Genomic DNA, 17,143 nt, shown 5'->3' with positions numbered 1-17,143 from the left:
AAGTACGGCATGACCGAAGCCGAACGTGACGAGATGATCGCCTCTCAAGAGGGGCTCTGTGCGATCTGCTGGAAAGCCCCGGCAGTCCAGGTGGATCACTGCCACGAGACGGGTAGGGTCCGTGGCGTACTGTGCTTCAACTGCAATTCCGGCCTCGGCCTGTTGAGGGACGACCCCGAAGCTGCGTACCGAGCTGCCGACTACCTGGAAGGAAACGCGTGGAAGCCAACACTCGTAGCACCGGGCGTCTACCGGCTGCCTTCCTGACGCCTGGGTCGTCGTCCTTCATGGACTTCCTGGCCGACCATCAGCCGGAGATGCTCCCGGGCAAGCGGCAGCTGCCGCCCGTCCAGGGCGTGATCGAGGCCCCGCACGGCACGACCATCGTCGCCGTCACGTTCCCCGGCGGCGTGGTCCTCGCCGGTGACCGGCGGGCCACCATGGGCAATGTCATCGCGCAGCGGGACATCGAGAAGGTGTTCCCGACGGACGAGTACTCGGCCGTCGGTATCGCCGGCACCGCCGGTCTCGCCGTCGAGATGGTGAAGCTGTTCCAGCTGGAGCTGGAGCACTTCGAGAAGGTCGAGGGCACCACGCTCTCCCTGGAGGGCAAGGCCAACCGACTCTCCACGATGATCCGTTCAAACCTCGGCATGGCCATGCAGGGCCTCGCCGTCGTCCCCCTCTTCGCGGGCTACGACGTGGACCGCGAGAAGGGCCGCATCTTCTCCTACGACGTCACCGGCGGCCGCTCCGAGGAGCACGGCTACGCCGCCACCGGCTCCGGATCGCTCTTCGCGCGCAGCGCCATGAAGAAGCTCTACGACAAGGACCTGACCGAGGAGCAGGCCACGACGCTCGTCATCCAGGCCCTGTACGACGCGGCCGACGACGACTCGGCGACCGGTGGTCCCGATGTCGCCCGCCGGATCTATCCGATCGTCACCGTGATCACTGATGAGGGATTCCGTCGTCTCACCGACGACGAGTCCTCCGAGATCGCCCGCTCGGTCCTGGAGCGGCGCATGGAGCAGCCCGACGGCCCGCGGGCCGCGCTGCTCTGAGCTCGGCTCTTTTATCAAGGTGACCCAGTGACTTCGACGGAAAGGGATGGATAACCGGTGTCGACGCCGTTCTATGTTTCACCCCAGCAGGCCATGGCGGACCGGGCGGAGTACGCCCGTAAGGGCATCGCTCGCGGTCGCAGCCTCGTCGTGCTGCAGTACGCCGACGGCATCGTGTTCGTCGGCGAGAACCCGTCCCGCGCGCTGCACAAGTTCAGCGAAATCTATGACCGGATCGGCTTCGCGGCTGCCGGTAAGTACAACGAGTACGAGAATTTGCGGATCGGTGGAGTGCGGTATGCCGATCTGCGTGGTTACACCTATGACCGTGATGACGTGACCGCCCGTGGTCTCGCCAATGTGTACGCCCAGACGCTGGGTACGATTTTTTCCTCCGCGGCCGAGAAGCCGTACGAGGTGGAGTTGGTCGTCGCCGAGGTGGGGGAGACCCCCGAGGGCGATCAGATCTATCGGCTTCCGCATGACGGTTCGATCGTGGATGAGCACGGTTCGGTCGCGGTCGGCGGTAATGCGGAGCAGATCAGCACCTATCTGGATCAGCGCCACGAGGACGGCATGAGCCTCGCCGAAGCGCTCAAGCTGGCCGTGCAGTCCCTGTCCCGTGAGCCGAACGGCGGCGAGCGGGAGATTCCCGCGGAGCGTCTGGAGGTCGCCATCCTGGACCGGACGCGTCCGCAGCAGCGTAAGTTCAAGCGGATCGTCGGCCGTCAGCTCGCTCGTCTGCTGGAGGCGGACGGTGCGTCGACCGCCACGGAGGCCGAGGACGCCGAAGACGAGGAGTGACCCTCGTTTTCACCTCGCCTCACCCCGCCCATCGCGTGCCCCGGCCTGTATCGGCCGGGGCTCGCGGCGTTTCCGGGGGTCTGTGGGGCTGTGGTCACGGCTCTCTCGGTGCCGCTGTGGAGCCTCGTACGACGAGCTGGACCGGGATGTCGCCTGCGGGGGGTGTGCGGCCGTCCAGGACGGCCAGGAGGGCTTCCATGCCGCGTTCGCCGAAGAGTTCGGCGTCGAGGCGGACGGTGGTGAGCTCGGGGTCGATGGCGCGGGCCAGGGCCAGGTCGTCGAGACCGGTGATCGAGATGTCGTCGGGGATGCGCAGGCCCAGGCGGCGGGCCGCCTTGTAGGCGCCGGCGGCGAGTTTGTCGTCGTCGCAGACGAGTGCGGTGGGGCGGGGGCCGGGGGCGGCGAGGGCGGTTGCCGCGGCGGTGAGGGCGTCGTCGATGGTGATCGGGGCGCGGGTGGTGCGCAGCTCTGTGCCGGGGACCTGGCTGAGGCGTGCGGCGAGTTCTCGGGCGCGTACCTCGAACGTCCAGGAGGGGATGTCCGCGGCCAGGTGGAGGAAGCGGCGGTGTCCCAGGGCCAGCAGGTGGTCGGCCACCTGTCGGGCGCCGTCGGCGATGTCGAGGTTGACCGTGGCGGCGCCGAGGCTGCCTTCCGGATCGCTGTCGAGCATCACGAGGGGCAGTTGGTCGCCGCGGATGGCGGTGAGGGCGTCGGCGGCCATGGAGGAGGCGATGACGCCGTCCAGTGCGGCTCGTGCGGAGCCGAAGGGGTCGCGGGCGGGGCCGATGCCTTCGGGGGAGGGGTAGAGGACGACGCCGAAGCCATGTGTGGAGGCGACGCGGGCCGCGCCGGTGTAGACGCCGGCGAAGAACTCGGTGGTGAGGGCGGGGACGACCAGGAGGACGGTGCGGGTGCGGCCCAGGCGCAGGTTGCGGGCGGCGAGGTTCGGGCGGTAGCCGAGCTCCTGGGCGGCTTCGCGGACGCGTTCGGCCGTGGTCTCGGAGACCCGGCCGCGCCACTTCTCGCCCAGGACGAGGGAGACGGCGGCCTGGGAGACCCCGGCGGCCCGGGCGACGTCACGGCTTGTGGGGCGGGTGCTACCTCGTGCCACCGTGGGCCTGCTCCTTCGTCTGGACTCGCGGACTGGGCACATGGTACGTATGACGCGGGACGTTATACGTAAAACCTGAGGCTGGGCCGTCTCGGGCACTCGGCGCAGAAGGTGGCGGCATGGTTGCGGGATACCTGGAGATCCTCAGGGCGAAGCACGCCGCTCGGCTGCTCGCCGGCACCCTCATAGGGCGATTGCCGAACGCGACCGCCGCCATCGCCGTGGTGCTCTTCATTCGCGCGGAGGGTGGCACGTACAGCCTGGCCGGTGCGCTCGCCGCCGTGTACGGGGTGGCCAATGCCGTGGGGCAGCCGCTGCTCGGCCGTCTCGTGGACCTCTACGGGCAGCCGCGCGTCCAGCTCCCCGCCGCCCTGGTCTCCGCCCTCGGCATGGCGGTCTTCGCCTGCTCGGGCACGGACCCGCTGCCGTTGGCGTATGCCTCCATGGCCGTCGCCGGGCTCTTCACGCCACCCCTGGAGGGTGGCCTGCGCGCCCTGTGGCCCGCTGTCCTGCGCGGGGAGGGGCAGGTGCACACGGCGTACGCGATGGACGCGGTGGCGCAGGAAGTGATGTTCACCGTGGGGCCGTTGCTCGTGACGTTGTGCGTGGCGCTCTGGTCGGCCCAGGCCGCGCTGCTGGTCCTGAACGTCATCGGTCTCCTGGGCGCCCTCTGGGTGGTCGTCTCGCCGCCCTCGCGCGCGTGGCGCTCGGCACCGCGCGAGGCGCACTGGCTCGGCGCGTTGCGCTCCCCGGGGCTGCTGGCCCTGTTGGGCGCGTTCCTGTTTGTCGGTATCGCGCTCGGGTCCATCACCGTCGCCGGAGTGTCGTACGCCGACGGTCACGGCGGGGACGCGGTGTACGGCTGGCTGATGGCGGCGCTGGGGCTCGGCGCCCTTGTCGGCGGCACCGCGTACGGGGCGCGGCAGTGGACGGACGCCCCGGAGCGGCGGCTGCGCCTGCTCGTGGCGCTTCTGGCGGTGTGTTATCTCCCGCTTCTGCTGATGCCGGGCGCGGTCGCCATGACGGCGCTGTCGGCGCTCGCCGGGGTCTTCCTGGCGCCGTGCATCGCCTGCGCTTTCATCATTGTGGACCGGCATGCGCCGAGGGGCACGGTCACCGAGGCGTTCTCCTGGCTTGTGACGACGTTCACCGTGGGCGCGTCCGTGGGAACGGGCCTGACGGGCCCGGTCGTCGAGTGGGGTGGGGCGGTGTGGGGGTTCGCCGTACCGGGTGCCGCGGGGGCCGCAGCGCTGGTGGTTCTGCTGGCCACGGGGCGGGTCCTCGCAGCTACCGGGGAGGGTGCGGTGGTTGCGGTCTCATCGGAAAATGATCCAAACCGTGCTGTCGAACCCCGTTTCAGCTCGGGGGATCGGGCGTAATGTTCAGTCATGGACCGCCGCATTTTCGGGCTGGAGAACGAGTACGGCGTCACGTGTACGTTCAGGGGACAGCGCCGCCTGTCTCCCGACGAGGTGGCGCGGTACCTCTTCCGCCGTGTCGTGTCATGGGGCCGCAGCAGCAATGTCTTTCTGCGGAACGGTGCCCGCCTCTATCTCGACGTGGGATCACATCCGGAATACGCGACACCCGAATGTGACAACGTGACGGAGCTCGTCACCCACGACAAGGCCGGCGAGCGCATTCTCGAAGGACTCCTGGTGGACGCCGAACGACGCCTGCACGAGGAAGGAATCGCGGGCGACGTCTACCTGTTCAAGAACAACACGGACTCTGCGGGCAACTCCTACGGGTGTCACGAGAACTATCTGGTGGCCCGGCACGGGGAGTTCTCCCGACTCGCGGACATCCTCATTCCGTTCCTCGTCACGAGGCAGCTGCTGTGCGGGGCGGGCAAGGTGCTACAGACTCCGCGCGGCGCCGTGTACTGCGTCAGCCAGCGTGCCGAGCACATCTGGGAGGGCGTCAGTTCCGCGACGACGCGCTCCCGGCCCATCATCAACACGCGCGACGAACCGCACGCCGACGCCGAGCGTTACCGCCGGCTGCATGTCATCGTCGGCGATTCGAACATGTCCGAGACGACCATGTTGCTCAAGGTCGGCGCCACCGATCTGGTGCTGCGCATGATCGAGGCGGGCACGGTGATGCGTGACCTCACCCTGGAGAACCCGATCCGGGCGATCCGCGAGGTCAGCCACGACATCACGGGCCGTCGCAAGGTGCGGCTGGCCAGTGGCCGGGAGGCCTCCGCGCTGGAAGTGCAGCGTGAGTACTACGAGAAGGCTGTGGACTTCTGCGAGCGTCGCGGCATCCGCACCGGTACCGTCGAGCAGGTGCTCGAGTTGTGGGGTCGTACCCTCGACGCGATCGAGGCCGAGGACCTCGACCGGATCGGCACCGAGATCGACTGGGTGATGAAGTACAAGCTCATCGAGCGGTACCGAGCCAAGCACAATATGACGATGTCGCACCCGCGGGTCGCGCAGATAGACCTCGCGTACCACGACATTCACCGTCGTCGGGGCCTGTACTACCTGTTGGAGAGGAAGGGTCAAGCCGCCCGGATCTGCAACGACTTGAAGATCTTCGAGGGCAAGTCCGTGCCGCCGCAGACCACTCGGGCGCGGCTGCGTGGCGACTTCATCCGGCGTGCTCAGGAGCAGCGTCGTGATTTCACCGTCGACTGGGTTCATCTCAAGCTGAATGACCAGGCACAGCGCACCGTGTTGTGCAAGGACCCGTTCCGTTCCGTCGACGACCGGGTGGAGAAGCTGATCGCCGGAATGTGAGTTCACGCGTCCGGTGGGTTCCGGAACGCAACGCGGGGCGTCGTACGTTTCTCGTACGGCGCCCTTCTCACGTCGTAGAGTTGCGCGCACGCCATCAAACAAGATCAATCGATACGAGGCCCCCACCGTGCGCCGACGCTCCCTCCTTATCGCCGTTCCCGCTGGACTGGTCACACTCGCCGGATGCGGTGACGACAAGTCGGGCAAGGCCGAGTCCAGCAGCAGCCCGTCGGCCTCGGCCGCGGCCTCCGCCTCGTCGGCCCCACCGCCGAAGATCGTCGACGGTCCGCTGCCGGCCATCACCGCCGGGACGAAGTTCGACGAGAAGCCGACGGTGGCCAAGGGCAGCGGCGACCCGTCGAAGGATCTGGCGGTCAAGACGGTCATCGCGGGCGGCGGCAGGACGGTCGCGGAGAACGACTACATCCAGGCCAACTACCTGGGTCAGATCTGGTCCTCCGGGAAGGTCTTCGACAACTCCTACGACCGGAAGACGCCGCTGGTCATCCAGCTCGCCAAGGGCGGCATCATCGACGGCTGGCGCTATGCGCTGGTGGGCAAGAAGGTCGACAGCCGGGTCCAGATGGCCGTTCCGCCGACCTGGGGTTACGGCACGTCGGGCAATGCGCAGGCGGGCATCAAGGGCACCGACACGCTGGTGTTCGTCGTCGACATCCAGAACACCTTCAACGCGAAGAGCTCCGCCAAGGGCAACACCGTCGCGCAGGACGACGCGGACCTCCCGAAGGTCGGCACCAACACCGATGGCGAGGCCCCCTCGATCGAGGTACCGAAGACGGAGGCTCCGACGAAGCTCGTGGCGACCTATGTCATCGAGGGTGACGGTGACGAGGTCGCGGCGGACAGCAGCGTCCTGGTGCAGTACAAGGGCGTGCTCTGGGACGGTGGCAAGGATTTCGACTCGACGTACAGCAGGGACGCGCTGACGTCGTTCTCGCTCCAGCAGGTCGTCAAGGGCTGGGCGCAGGGTCTGACCGGGAAGAAGGTCGGCAGCCGCGTCCTCATCGTGATCCCGCCGTCCCTCGGTTATGGCGACAGCCCGCCGAGTGGCAGTGACATCAAGAAGGACTCCACGCTGGTCTTCTCGGTCGACATCCTGGCGAAGATGTAAGCGCTACGGGGATGTGAGACTGTCGGTGTTGCCTAAAGGCCTTTACGCGAACAAGCAGGAGCTAGAGACGTGAGCATCGAGAAGCCCGAGATCGACTTCCCGGGCGGCGAGCCCCCGGCGGACCTCGAGATCAAGGACATCTGGGAGGGCGACGGCGCGGTTGCCAAGGCCGGCGACTTCGTCAAGGTCCACTACGTGGGCGTGGCCTTCTCCACCGGCGAGGAGTTCGACGCCTCCTGGAACCGTGGCACCCCGCTGGAGTTCCAGCTCGGCGTCGGCCAGGTCATCAGCGGCTGGGACAAGGGCGTGCAGGGCATGAAGGTCGGCGGCCGTCGCCAGCTGATCATCCCGGCGCACCTCGCGTACGGCGACCGTGGTGCCGGTGGCCGGATCGGGCCCGGCGAGACGCTGATCTTCGTCTGCGACCTGGTCGCGGTCTGATCATCACGTAGATCGGATGTCGGTCCGACTTCGGTCCGACTTCGGTCCGATCTTCGTCCGCAGTGTGATCGGGGTCCGACTGGACCTGATCATCTGGGGCCCATGCCTGTTCGGGCGTGGGCCCTCGGCTTTTGCCACGACACTCCGGAGCGGTACGGTCATCGGTCGGGAGCACCATAGGGAAGGGCGTCGATGGCCATTGCCAAGGCCGAGCGGTTGATGAACCTTGCGCTGTGTCTGCTGGGGACACGGCGGCCGCTCAGCAAGCGCGAGCTGCGCGAGTCCATCGAGGCCTATCTGGAAGCAGGCTCGGACGACTCCTTCAACCGGATGTTCGAGCGCGACAAGGACGATCTGCGCGAACTCGGCCTGGTCATCGAGACGGTCGAGAACCTGGACGGCGAGGTCGGCTATCTCGCCCGCCGTGACAGCAACCGGCTGCCGCCCATCACCCTCGACGCCGAGGAGGCCGCCGCCCTCGGCCTCGCCGCGAAGGTCTGGCAGCAGGCCCGCCTCGCGGGTGCGGCGAGCGGCGCCCTGCAGAAACTGCGCGCCGCGGGCATGCCCGAGGACGTGGACCCGTACGAGGCCCATGGCGCCCTGGAACCGCACATTCCCGTGCACGAGGCGGCTTTCGAGCCGCTGATGCTCGCCTGCCGCGACCGCCGCCCCGTCGTCTTCGACTACCGGAAGGCGACGGCCGCGAGCCCCGAGACCCGCCATGTCGAGCCGTGGGCGCTGGAGTGCTGGCGCGGCCACTGGTATCTCGCGGGCTGGGACCGCGACCGCGGCGCCGAGCGTGTCTTCAGGCTCTCGCGGATCACCGGCAAGGTCCGGGCTCGCGCGGGGCGGTACACGGCCGAGGTGCCCGACGTGGTCACGGTGCGTGAGACGGTCGCGGGCTGGGCGGGGGAGATCGCCGACCGCTCCGCGCGGATCCGGCTGCGTACCGGCTCGGGCTACCCGCTGCGGGCCAAGGCCGTCTCCGTACGGGAACTGGGTGACGGCTGGGACGAGTTGGAGATTCCGTACGGGCATGGTCTGGACGCCTGGCTGGTCGAGTTCGGGCCCGACGTGGTGGTCCTGGAGCCCGCAGAGCTGCGGGCCGATGTCGTGGACCGGCTGCGCGCCGTGGCCAAGGGCTGAGGGGGACGTAGGAGAGTGGCAGGAAAACCGGCCAGGCCCACGAACGCGATCGACCAGACACGGCGGATGCTGTCCCTGGTGACCTATCTGCGCGAACGCCCCGGCGCGCGCGTCGGGGATGTCGCGCGTGCTTTCGGGATCACCGAGGACGAGCTGATCTCCGACCTCGATGTGCTGCCGCTGTGCGGGACCAGCTTCCGCGGCGGCGACCTCCTCGACATCGACACCGACGGCGACCGAATCTGGTGGCACAACCCGGCTGCCTTGGCGGCAGAAGCAGCCGAGCCGCTGCGCATCGCCGCCGACGAGGCGACCGCGCTGCTGGTGGCCGCCCGTGCGGTGTCCACGCTGCCCGGGCTGCGCGAGGGCGACCGGCAGGCGCTGCTGCGCGCCACCGCCAAGGTGGAGGCCGCCTCGGGCGAGGCGGCGGGTGCCAGCTCGCGTCTTTCGGTGACCTTCGAGTCCGAGGGTGGGGTCTTCGCGGACGTCGACCGGGCGATCTCCGAGCGACGTCGGCTGTGGATCCGCTACTACTCGCCCTCGCGGGACGAGCTCAGCGAGCGCGAGATCGACCCGATCCGCCTGGTCAGCGTCGGACACACCTACGTGGAGGCCTGGTGCCGCCGCTCCGAGGCGCGCCGCACCTTCCGGCTCGACCGGGTCGCCGAGATCCGCATCCTCGACGAGCCGTCCGCGCCGCCCGAGGTCGAGCTCCGGGATCTCTCCGAGGGCCTGGTGCAGCCCGCGGCGGAGGATCCCGAGGTGGTCGTCGAGGTCGGCCCGGGCGGGCGCTGGGTGGCGGAGTACTACCCGCACGACAGTGCGGATGAGCTTGCGGACGGTGGGCTGCGTATCACCTTGCGGACTCCCGACCCAGCGTCGCTGCGACGGCTGGCGCTGCGGCTGGGGCGTGACGGACGGATCGTGTCGCCGCAGGATCTGGCGGACAGCGCCCGTCGGGCGGCCCGCGAGGCGCTGGCTGCCTACGACGGGCCCCAGTCGGTGGGCGACGACCTGCCCCAGGGAGTTCAGGACGGACCGTACGACAGGCGGGAGCAGGGGCTTTGACCACGTCGGCGATGTCTGGTGCGGCGGAGAGGACTGGGGTGTCGGAGCGCGCGGGGGCGTCGTCGGGGGCGCCGGAGATGACGGCCGTGACCGCGTTCGCCGGGATGAGAAGGGTGGTCGACGTGATGTTCAAGGCCGGCTGCCCCGACTGCCGGACCGACTTCGAGCTCACGGCGAGTGCCCTGCGACTGGCCATCGGCGCGTCGAGCCGCACCACCTTCTACTCCTTCACCTGCCCCGAGTGCGGCTCGGCCGTCCGCAAACCCGCGGGTGAGCGCATCGTCGAACTTCTCACCGGGGGCGGGGTGCGGACCTTGCGCCTGCACTCGACCGTCTAGGGTCGGCGTCATGTTCTGGCCGATGTTCGCGATCGCTGTGGGTTTCCTGGGAATCGCCGTCCTCGGCGTGCTCGCCGTCCGTGTATTTATGGAAGCGGAGCGTCTGGGCAGGCAGGTGACGGATTCCGCACGCCGTATCAACAGGGCGGCCGACGACCTGGAGCGGGCGGCCGTCGGGGCCGCGCGTTCTGTGGACTCCCTGTGACCTTTCCCGGATCCCGGTATGAGTCCTTCCAGGGTTGCGCAATGAGTCACTCGAGCCTGTCAACATCCCGGTTGGGGCAGGTACGCTTCTGATCGCGGTCCGCAGAACGAGGCGCGGGCCGCAAACCGGGAGTACGCACAGGGATTGTCCCGCGTTCACCCCTGAGCGTTACGATCGCTGTCAACACGACGATCGGACACATGTCCGACCGATCGGACAGTACCCCGCCCCAGCCGCCTCGGTGAGAAGGTAAAGAATTATGTTCGGAAGGCTCGGAGCTCCCGAGATCATTCTCATCCTCGTCGTCATCATCCTGCTGTTCGGCGCGAAGAAGCTTCCGGACATGGCGCGCTCGCTGGGCAAGTCCGCGCGCATCCTCAAGAGCGAGGCCAAGGCGATGAAGTCGGAGGGCCAGGACCCGGCCCCAGCCGGCCCGCCGCAGGCCGACGAGCAGACCCCGGCTCAGCGCACCATCCAGGCCGCGCCCGGCGATGTGACCAGTTCCCGCCCGGTCACCGAGCCGACGGACACGACCAAGCGCTGACGCAGGGCCGGAGGCTTCCGGCTCGCCGCACGAGATGAGGACGTGGGTTGCCGAAGTCTGCCCGCATGAACGAGAGGGATCCCGAGGGGCGGATGCCCCTCGTAGATCACCTGCGCGAGTTGCGCAATCGCCTGGTGAAGAGCCTGCTGGCGATCGTCGTCACGACCGTCATCGCCGCCTTGTTTTACAAAGACATCATCCAGTTCTTCACGGACCCCATCCTCCAGGCGGTGGGGTGCCAGTACAGCTTCGCCGAGCTGCAAGACCCCGCCACTGACACGACCCAGTGCGCGCGCATCGTGCAGAACGGTCTGCTCAGCCCCTTCACGCTCGCGCTCACCGTGTCGCTTGCGTCCGGCGTCGTGCTCGCCACCCCGGTGTGGCTCTATCAGCTCTGGGCCTTCGTGGCGCCGGGTCTGCACCGCAACGAGAAGAAGTACAGCCTCGGCTTCGTGGCGGCGGGATTCCCCCTGTTCCTCATGGGGGCCTTCTTCGCTTACTGGTCGCTGCCCAAGATGGCGTCGGTGATGCTGGAGTTCTCCATCATCGGCAGCGACAACCAGCTCCCTCTCGACGATCTCCTGCAGTTGATCATGCGGATGATCCTTGTCTTCGGTCTCTCCTTCGAGTTGCCGCTGCTCCTCGTGATGCTGAACTTCGGCGGTGTCCTCTCGGGCAAGAAGATGGCCGGCTGGTGGCGAGGCATGATCCTGGGCATCACGGCGTTCGCCGCGATCGCCACACCCAGCACGGACCCCATTTCCATGCTGGCGCTGGCGGGTCCCATCTGGATCATGTACTTCGGAGCGTCGGGCATCGCCCTTGTCAACGATCGGCGCCGTGCCCGCCGTGACGCCAAGGGACCGGCGGACGACGAGGCGTCGGAACTGGACCTCACGCCCGAGGACATCGGCGAGGTCGAGACCGTGTCGGCAGGCCTGGCGGTGCCCGAGCAGGCGGGCCCGGACCGGGTCAACGGTTATGACGACGTGACCTGACGGGCATGACCAGAGGGGCCGGCTGAAACAGCCGGCCCCTCACGTCTACCGGCATCCCGTGGAAGGCGGCATCACACCGACGGTGAGCCGCCGAGCGCCCAGGTCTTGTCCCCATCGCCATCGAGGTCGATGTTGTAGGTGACCGTGCCGTCCGCTGTCCAGCCGCCGTCGGCGGTGCTGGTGTACGTGTCCGTGGTGTGGTAGTTGTCGCCGGAGGAGCTGTAGTTCATGGCCCCGGAGTAGTCGACGGTCTTGGTCGCCTTGTCGGCGTCGTCGTGCTCCAGTCTCACCTGGACGTTGAACTTCTCCATTCCGCCCGTCTGTAGCCCCCCGTCCCCCCAGGACACGTAGGCCCGGGCCTTGTAGTCGTTGCCGTCCTTGTACACGCACAGCTTTATCGACACGTCGTAGTTCTGACCGACGGTGTCGAATTCCTTGTTCTGTGACGCGCTGCAGGCGGCGTCTGTGGCCGCCGACGCCGTTCCGGGCATGGCGATGAGTCCGCCCAAGGCGAGGGCGGTGGCAGCGGCACCAGTGATCGTGCGCATCAGACGAGGTTTCATGTCAGTTCCTTACCTGTGGAGTACCTAAGTGCACCACGTGTTCGATCGAATACATGGCGCGATCGTGATCTTCTGGTGCGCGTTACCGGCGTGTCAAGAGAATGTGAAGCCAAGTTCTCCCGGTGTTCGCGTCTTGTTCGTTTCACTTCGTCGGCCCGGCCTGGACCGGGGCCGTGGTCTGCCACGGACCGGATATTGATCGTCCTGTTGTCAGTGGCTCCCGGTAGTCTCGAAAGCACGATGACAGAGGACCTCTCACCGGCCGAGCGGTACGCGGCAGCTCGTAAGCGTGCTGTCGAGCAGGCCACCGCGCTCGCGTCCTTCCGCGAGATGTACGACTTCGGCCTCGACCCCTTCCAGATCGAGGCCTGCCAGGCCCTCGAGGCGGGCAAGGGTGTGCTCGTGGCCGCGCCCACCGGCTCGGGTAAGACGATCGTCGGCGAGTTCGCCGTCCACCTCGCCCTCCAGCAGGGCAAGAAGTGCTTCTACACGACGCCGATCAAGGCGCTCTCGAACCAGAAGTACGCCGATCTGTGCCGCCGTTACGGCGCGGACAAGGTCGGCCTGCTCACAGGCGACAACAGCGTCAACTCCGAGGCTCCGGTGGTCGTCATGACCACCGAGGTGCTGCGCAACATGCTGTATGCGGGGTCACAGACCCTCCTCGGCCTCGGACATGTGGTCATGGACGAGGTGCACTACCTCTCCGACCGCTTCCGCGGCGCTGTCTGGGAGGAAGTGATCATTCACCTCCCCGAGTCGGTGACGCTGGTGTCACTCTCGGCGACCGTGTCGAACGCGGAGGAGTTCGGCGACTGGCTGGACACCGTGCGCGGCGACACCGAGGTGATCGTCTCCGAGCACCGGCCCGTCCCGCTGTTCCAACATGTGCTGGCCGGGCGCCGGATGTACGACCTCTTCGAGGAGGGGGAGGGCAACAAGAAGGCCGTCAACCCCGACCTCACGCGCCTGGCGCGCATGGAGGCGAGCCGTCCCTCGCTCCAGGACCGCAGACGGGGCCGTGCGATGCGCGAGGCCGACCGCGAGCGCGAGCGCAGACAGCGCTCGCGGGTGTGGACGCCCGGCCGGCCCGAGGTCATCGAGCGGCTGGACGCCGAGGGCCTGCTGCCCGCCATCACCTTCATCTTCAGCCGCGCCGCCTGCGAGGCCGCCGTCCAGCAGTGCCTGTACGCGGGCCTCAGGCTGAACGACGACGAGGCGCGCGCGAAGGTCCGCGAACTCGTCGAGGAGCGCACGGCCTCCATCCCGAGCGAGGACCTGCACGTCCTGGGCTACTACGAATGGCTGGAGGGCCTGGAGCGCGGCATCGCGGCCCACCACGCGGGCATGCTGCCCACGTTCAAGGAGGTCGTCGAGGAGCTGTTCGTACGCGGTCTGGTCAAGGCCGTGTTCGCGACCGAGACCCTCGCGCTGGGCATCAACATGCCCGCCCGCTCGGTGGTGTTGGAGAAGCTCGTCAAGTGGAACGGCGAGCAGCACGCCGACATCACGCCCGGCGAGTACACCCAGCTGACCGGCCGGGCGGGGCGCCGCGGCATCGATGTCGAGGGCCACGCGGTCGTGCTGTGGCAGCGCGGATTCAGCCCCGACCACCTGGCGGGACTGGCCGGAACCCGCACCTACCCACTGCGCTCCAGCTTCAAGCCGTCGTACAACATGGCGGTGAACCTGGTCGAGCAGTTCGGCCGACACCGCTCGCGCGAGCTGCTGGAGACGTCCTTCGCACAGTTCCAGGCCGACAAGTCGGTCGTCGGGATCTCCCGGCAGGTGCAGCGCAACGAGGAGGGTCTCGAGGGCTACAAGGAGTCCATGACCTGCCACCTCGGGAACTTCGAGGAGTACGCGCGACTGCGCCGCGAGCTCAAGGACCGCGAGACGGAGCTGGCCAAGCAGGGCGCGGCGCAGCGGCGTGCGGAGGCGGCGGTCGCGCTGGAGAAGCTCAAGCCCGGTGACATCATCCATGTCCCGACCGGCAAGTTCGCCGGCCTGGCGCTGGTGCTGGACCCGGGCCTGCCCGCCGGCCGGTCGAACGGCCATCGGGGCTTCGAGTACCACGACGGCCCGCGCCCCTTGGTGCTCACCGCCGAGCGGCAGGTGAAGCGGCTGGCCTCGATGGACTTCCCGGTGCCGGTGGAGCCGCTGGAACGGATGCGCATCCCGAAGTCCTTCAACCCGCGCTCGCCGCAGTCCCGTCGTGACCTCGCCTCCGCCCTGCGCACCAAAGCCGGGCACATAGTCCCCGACCGGCTGCGCAAGCGGCGCTCCGAAGCGGCCGACGACCGCGAGATCGCCCGGCTGCGCACAGCGATCCGCGCGCATCCCTGCCACGGGTGCAACGACCGTGAGGATCACGCCCGTTGGGCCGAGCGCTATCACCGGCTGCGGCGCGACACGGCGCAGTTGGAGCACCGTATCGAGGGCCGGACGAACACCATCGCCCGTACCTTCGACCGGATCGTCGCCCTTCTCACCGAGCTGGACTATCTGCGCGGCGACGAGGCCACCGAGCACGGCAGGCGGCTCGCCCGGCTGTACGGCGAACTGGACCTGCTCGCCAGTGAATGCCTGCGCGCCGGTGTCTGGGACGGACTCTCCCCGGCCGAACTGGCCGCCTGCGTCTCGGCGTTGGTGTACGAGTCCCGGGTCGGCGACGACGCGATGGCGCCGAAGCTGCCGTCGGGCAAGGCCAAGGCGGCGCTGGGCGAGATGGTCCGCATCTGGGGCCGCCTCGACGCCCTGGAGGAGGACTTCCGGATCACCCAGACCGAGGGTGTCGGCCAGCGCGAGCCGGACCTCGGCTTCGCCTGGGCGGCTCACGAGTGGGCTTCGGGCAAGGGGCTCGACGAGGTGCTGCGCGAGGCGGAGATGCCCGCCGGTGACTTCGTCCGCTGGTGCAAGCAGGTCATCGACGTACTGGGCCAGATCGCCGCCGCGGCACCCGTCTCCGGCGGCGAGGGCTCGACGGTCGCGAAGAACGCGCGCAAGGCGGTCGACGGGTTGCGGCGAGGTGTCGTCGCCTACTCGTCGGTGGGCTGAGCCGACGGGTCGCCCCGGTTCCTCGCCTGCGCCGCCTCCCACTCCGGGGGCGGCGCAGGCGAGGCGTCGTTCGGGACGAGGGCGGTGAGCGGCTTGGTCGTGCGGCTGCCTCGCGGGGCGGTGAGAGTCCTGGTCGTGCGGCTGCCTCGCGGGTGCGGCGACGCGGCTCACGGGGGTGGCTGAGGCGACGGCTGTACGCCGGGGATCGCGTGCTCAGGTGCGCGAGCGCAGGTAGCCGCGCCATCCGCCGTACTCCGTGATGTCCTCGGCCCCTTCGAGCGCGCCGGGCTCGCACAGGAAGCCGGCCACGTGCGTGCCGTCGGCCAGCTCGACCCGGCCCAACGCCATCGGCCGGGGCAACGCGTCGAGCAGGCGCCCGAGGCCTTCGGCGGGCAGCCGCCACACCTCGGCCTCGATCGCGGCGCCGCCCTCGCCCACATGGACGAGGCCCGGCTTGGGCGGCGTGGTGGAGAGTGCGTGCAGGTGGTACGCGGCTGCCGTCGTGGTCGTACGCTCCAACTCTGCGCCCAGGGAGAGGAGCTGGGGGTTCAGTGGCTGGCCGGACAGGTGGGCGCCGACCACGGCGATACGCAGCCACGGCTGGAGCAGCGCGGCGATGCGGGCGAGGCGCTCGTCGGTGAATGCCGGGCCGATCAGCATCACGCCGAAGGGCAGTCCGTCCACCGTTGCCGCGGGGGCGGCGACCGCGGCCAGGTCGAAGAGGTTCGTGGAGTTGGTGAAGCGGCCCAGCCGGGCGTTGGCGCCCAGCGGGTCGGCGGCGACCTCGGCCAGCGTGGGATGACCGGGCGCGGTCGGCAGCAGCAGGGCGTCGGCATCGCCGAGTTGGGTGAGCGCCCGGGCGCGCAGCTCGGCCAGCCGGTCCTGGTCGGCATAGAGCTGGTGTGCCGGGATGTCCCGGGCGCGGGTGATGATCCCGGCGACGGTCGGATCGAGACCGGCACCGCCCTCTGCGATCAACTTGTCGACAAAGCTCCCCACGGCGGTGTAGCGCTCGGCGACGAACGCGCCCTCGTAGAGCATCGCGGCCGCCTCGGTGAACGGGGTGAGGTCGATGGTGCGCACCTCGGCCCCTGCCGTGACGAGCTGGTCGACGGCGGCCTCGTACGCCTGCGCCCAGCCCTCGTCCAGTTCGCCGAGCTGCGCCGTCGGCGGGATGGCGACACGCCAGGGGCCGGGGGCCCGCTGGGGGAGTGCGGGGAGCTCCCGGCCGGACGGCGACGCCATGTACGTGAGGGCCCGCTCGGCCTCCGGGAGCGTCCGGGCGAAGACGCTCACGCAGTCGAGCGAGGCGCAGGCCGGGACGACGCCGGTCGTCGGAACCAGGCCGCGGGTCGGCTTCAGGCCGACGATGCCGTTGAAGGCGGCGGGGACGCGGCCCGAGCCGGCCGTGTCCGTGCCGAGGGCGAAGTCGACGATGCCCAGGGCGACGGCCACGGCCGATCCGGAGCTGGAACCGCCGCTGATCCTGGCCAGGTCCAGGGCGCCCCGCACGGCGCCGTGGGGGGAACGGGTGCCGACCAGGCCCGTGGCGAACTGGTCCAGGTTCGTGGTGCCGAGGATCAGCGCGCCGGCGGCGCGCAAGCGGGCGACGACGGGGGCGTCGGCCTCCGGGGCGTAGGCGTAGGCCGGGCAGCCGGCGGTGGTCTGCAGTCCGGCCACATCGATGTTGCCCTTCGCGGCGAAGAGCTTGCCGGCGAGGGGGAGACGTTCGCCTGCGGCGAGGCGGGCGTCGATGGCCTCGGCCTCTGTCTCGACCTCCGCCTGGGGGCGCAGGTCGATCCAGATCTCGGGGCGGGCCACGGCGTCGATGCGGGCGTAAGCCGATCGGACCCGGGTGAGAGTGGGGGACGACATCGGTGCTCCTTGCCTGGGGTGGGCTGTCGACTGCGGGCCGGTGGTCT

17 protein-coding genes are annotated in these 17,143 nt (G+C 69.0%); 14 read left to right on the top strand and 3 right to left on the bottom strand.

The features are described 5' to 3' along the window. The first annotated feature begins 9 nt into the window (after positions 1–9). From AB0D57_RS12835 to prcA, 3 genes are read left to right on the top strand one after another with little or no spacing between them, the layout of a single operon-like run. On the top strand, positions 10–267 hold the full coding sequence (locus tag AB0D57_RS12835) for an endonuclease VII domain-containing protein (protein WP_362070916.1): 258 nt from the start codon (positions 10–12) through the stop codon (positions 265–267). Then, positions 219–1,064: a proteasome subunit beta gene (gene prcB, locus AB0D57_RS12830; protein ID WP_362070914.1), complete on the top strand. Its 846-nt coding sequence runs from the start codon at positions 219–221 to the stop codon at positions 1,062–1,064. The genes AB0D57_RS12835 and prcB overlap by 49 nt, the downstream gene beginning before the upstream one ends. Before the next feature lie 57 nt (positions 1,065–1,121). Further along, positions 1,122–1,868: a proteasome subunit alpha gene (gene prcA, locus AB0D57_RS12825; RefSeq protein ID WP_362070912.1), complete on the top strand. Its 747-nt coding sequence runs from the start codon at positions 1,122–1,124 to the stop codon at positions 1,866–1,868. Positions 1,869–1,962: 94 nt separating this feature from the next. On the opposite strand, the gene AB0D57_RS12820 is transcribed toward prcA, so the two are convergent. Continuing rightward, positions 1,963–2,979 (bottom strand): LacI family DNA-binding transcriptional regulator, encoded by a 1,017-nt coding sequence (locus AB0D57_RS12820; RefSeq protein WP_362070910.1) that lies wholly within the window; start codon positions 2,977–2,979, stop codon positions 1,963–1,965. Between the two features lie 119 nt (positions 2,980–3,098). Between AB0D57_RS12820 and AB0D57_RS12815 the strand changes: the two genes are divergently transcribed. The 10 genes from AB0D57_RS12815 to tatC all read left to right on the top strand — a co-directional run bounded on the left by AB0D57_RS12815 (position 3,099) and on the right by tatC (position 11,601). Further along, a complete protein-coding gene (locus AB0D57_RS12815; protein ID WP_362070908.1) occupies positions 3,099–4,358 on the top strand; it encodes an MFS transporter in 1,260 nt (419 codons plus the stop codon). Between the two features lie 9 nt (positions 4,359–4,367). Then, positions 4,368–5,729, top strand: a complete 1,362-nt coding sequence (gene pafA / locus AB0D57_RS12810; protein WP_059196529.1) for a Pup--protein ligase — start codon at positions 4,368–4,370, stop codon at positions 5,727–5,729. Positions 5,730–5,856: 127 nt separating this feature from the next. Beyond that, entirely contained in the window at positions 5,857–6,861 is a 1,005-nt protein-coding gene (locus AB0D57_RS12805) for an FKBP-type peptidyl-prolyl cis-trans isomerase (RefSeq protein ID WP_362070905.1), read from the top strand. 69 nt (positions 6,862–6,930) lie between these two features. Then, positions 6,931–7,302, top strand: a complete 372-nt coding sequence (locus AB0D57_RS12800; protein WP_362070903.1) for an FKBP-type peptidyl-prolyl cis-trans isomerase — start codon at positions 6,931–6,933, stop codon at positions 7,300–7,302. 192 nt (positions 7,303–7,494) lie between these two features. After that, a complete protein-coding gene (locus AB0D57_RS12795; protein ID WP_362070901.1) occupies positions 7,495–8,448 on the top strand; it encodes a WYL domain-containing protein in 954 nt (317 codons plus the stop codon). A 15-nt stretch (positions 8,449–8,463) separates the two neighbouring features. Further along, complete coding sequence (locus tag AB0D57_RS12790) at positions 8,464–9,516, top strand: WYL domain-containing protein (protein WP_362070899.1); 1,053 nt, start codon at positions 8,464–8,466, stop codon at positions 9,514–9,516. Positions 9,517–9,593: 77 nt separating this feature from the next. Continuing rightward, positions 9,594–9,854, top strand: a complete 261-nt coding sequence (locus AB0D57_RS12785; protein ID WP_362071036.1) for a hypothetical protein — start codon at positions 9,594–9,596, stop codon at positions 9,852–9,854. A 10-nt stretch (positions 9,855–9,864) separates the two neighbouring features. Continuing rightward, entirely contained in the window at positions 9,865–10,059 is a 195-nt protein-coding gene (locus AB0D57_RS12780; RefSeq protein WP_362070897.1) for a hypothetical protein, read from the top strand. Positions 10,060–10,318: 259 nt separating this feature from the next. Further along, entirely contained in the window at positions 10,319–10,603 is a 285-nt protein-coding gene (tatA, locus tag AB0D57_RS12775) for a Sec-independent protein translocase subunit TatA (RefSeq protein WP_362070895.1), read from the top strand. A gap of 47 nt (positions 10,604–10,650) precedes the next feature. Beyond that, the gene (gene tatC / locus AB0D57_RS12770; protein WP_362070893.1) at positions 10,651–11,601 is read left to right on the top strand and encodes a twin-arginine translocase subunit TatC; all 951 of its coding nucleotides are present in this window, start codon (positions 10,651–10,653) and stop codon (positions 11,599–11,601) included. Between the two features lie 71 nt (positions 11,602–11,672). Here tatC and AB0D57_RS12765 read toward each other — a convergent pair whose 3' ends face one another. Next, positions 11,673–12,164 carry a hypothetical protein gene (locus AB0D57_RS12765; RefSeq protein WP_362070891.1) on the bottom strand — a complete coding sequence of 164 codons (492 nt, stop codon included), beginning with the start codon at positions 12,162–12,164 and terminating at the stop codon, positions 11,673–11,675. 195 nt (positions 12,165–12,359) lie between these two features. Between AB0D57_RS12765 and AB0D57_RS12760 the strand changes: the two genes are divergently transcribed. Further along, positions 12,360–15,221 carry a DEAD/DEAH box helicase gene (locus tag AB0D57_RS12760; RefSeq protein ID WP_362070889.1) on the top strand — a complete coding sequence of 954 codons (2,862 nt, stop codon included), beginning with the start codon at positions 12,360–12,362 and terminating at the stop codon, positions 15,219–15,221. 213 nt (positions 15,222–15,434) lie between these two features. Here the strand turns inward: AB0D57_RS12760 and atzF are convergent, their stop codons facing one another. Beyond that, positions 15,435–17,096, bottom strand: a complete 1,662-nt coding sequence (gene atzF, locus AB0D57_RS12755; RefSeq protein ID WP_362070887.1) for an allophanate hydrolase — start codon at positions 17,094–17,096, stop codon at positions 15,435–15,437. Between the last annotated feature and the right edge of the window lie 47 nt (positions 17,097–17,143).

Origin of the sequence: Streptomyces sp. NPDC048275 (assembly GCF_040652275.1) — a bacterium.
Classification (GTDB): Bacteria; Actinomycetota; Actinomycetes; order Streptomycetales; family Streptomycetaceae; genus Streptomyces.
Note: the sequence above shows the minus strand (reverse complement) of the source record. Positions and strands in the feature narration are given on the sequence as shown.

Coding starts and splice junctions, on each gene's coding strand:
- AB0D57_RS12835 (WP_362070916.1), top strand. CDS start 10: ATGACCGAAGCCGAACGTGACGAGATGATCGCCTCTCAAGAGGGGCTC.
- AB0D57_RS12815 (WP_362070908.1), top strand. CDS start 3,099: ATGGTTGCGGGATACCTGGAGATCCTCAGGGCGAAGCACGCCGCTCGG.
- pafA (WP_059196529.1), top strand. CDS start 4,368: ATGGACCGCCGCATTTTCGGGCTGGAGAACGAGTACGGCGTCACGTGT.
- AB0D57_RS12795 (WP_362070901.1), top strand. CDS start 7,495: ATGGCCATTGCCAAGGCCGAGCGGTTGATGAACCTTGCGCTGTGTCTG.
- AB0D57_RS12785 (WP_362071036.1), top strand. CDS start 9,594: ATGACGGCCGTGACCGCGTTCGCCGGGATGAGAAGGGTGGTCGACGTG.
- AB0D57_RS12780 (WP_362070897.1), top strand. CDS start 9,865: ATGTTCTGGCCGATGTTCGCGATCGCTGTGGGTTTCCTGGGAATCGCC.
- tatA (WP_362070895.1), top strand. CDS start 10,319: ATGTTCGGAAGGCTCGGAGCTCCCGAGATCATTCTCATCCTCGTCGTC.
- AB0D57_RS12765 (WP_362070891.1), bottom strand. CDS start 12,164: ATGAAACCTCGTCTGATGCGCACGATCACTGGTGCCGCTGCCACCGCC.
- atzF (WP_362070887.1), bottom strand. CDS start 17,096: ATGTCGTCCCCCACTCTCACCCGGGTCCGATCGGCTTACGCCCGCATC.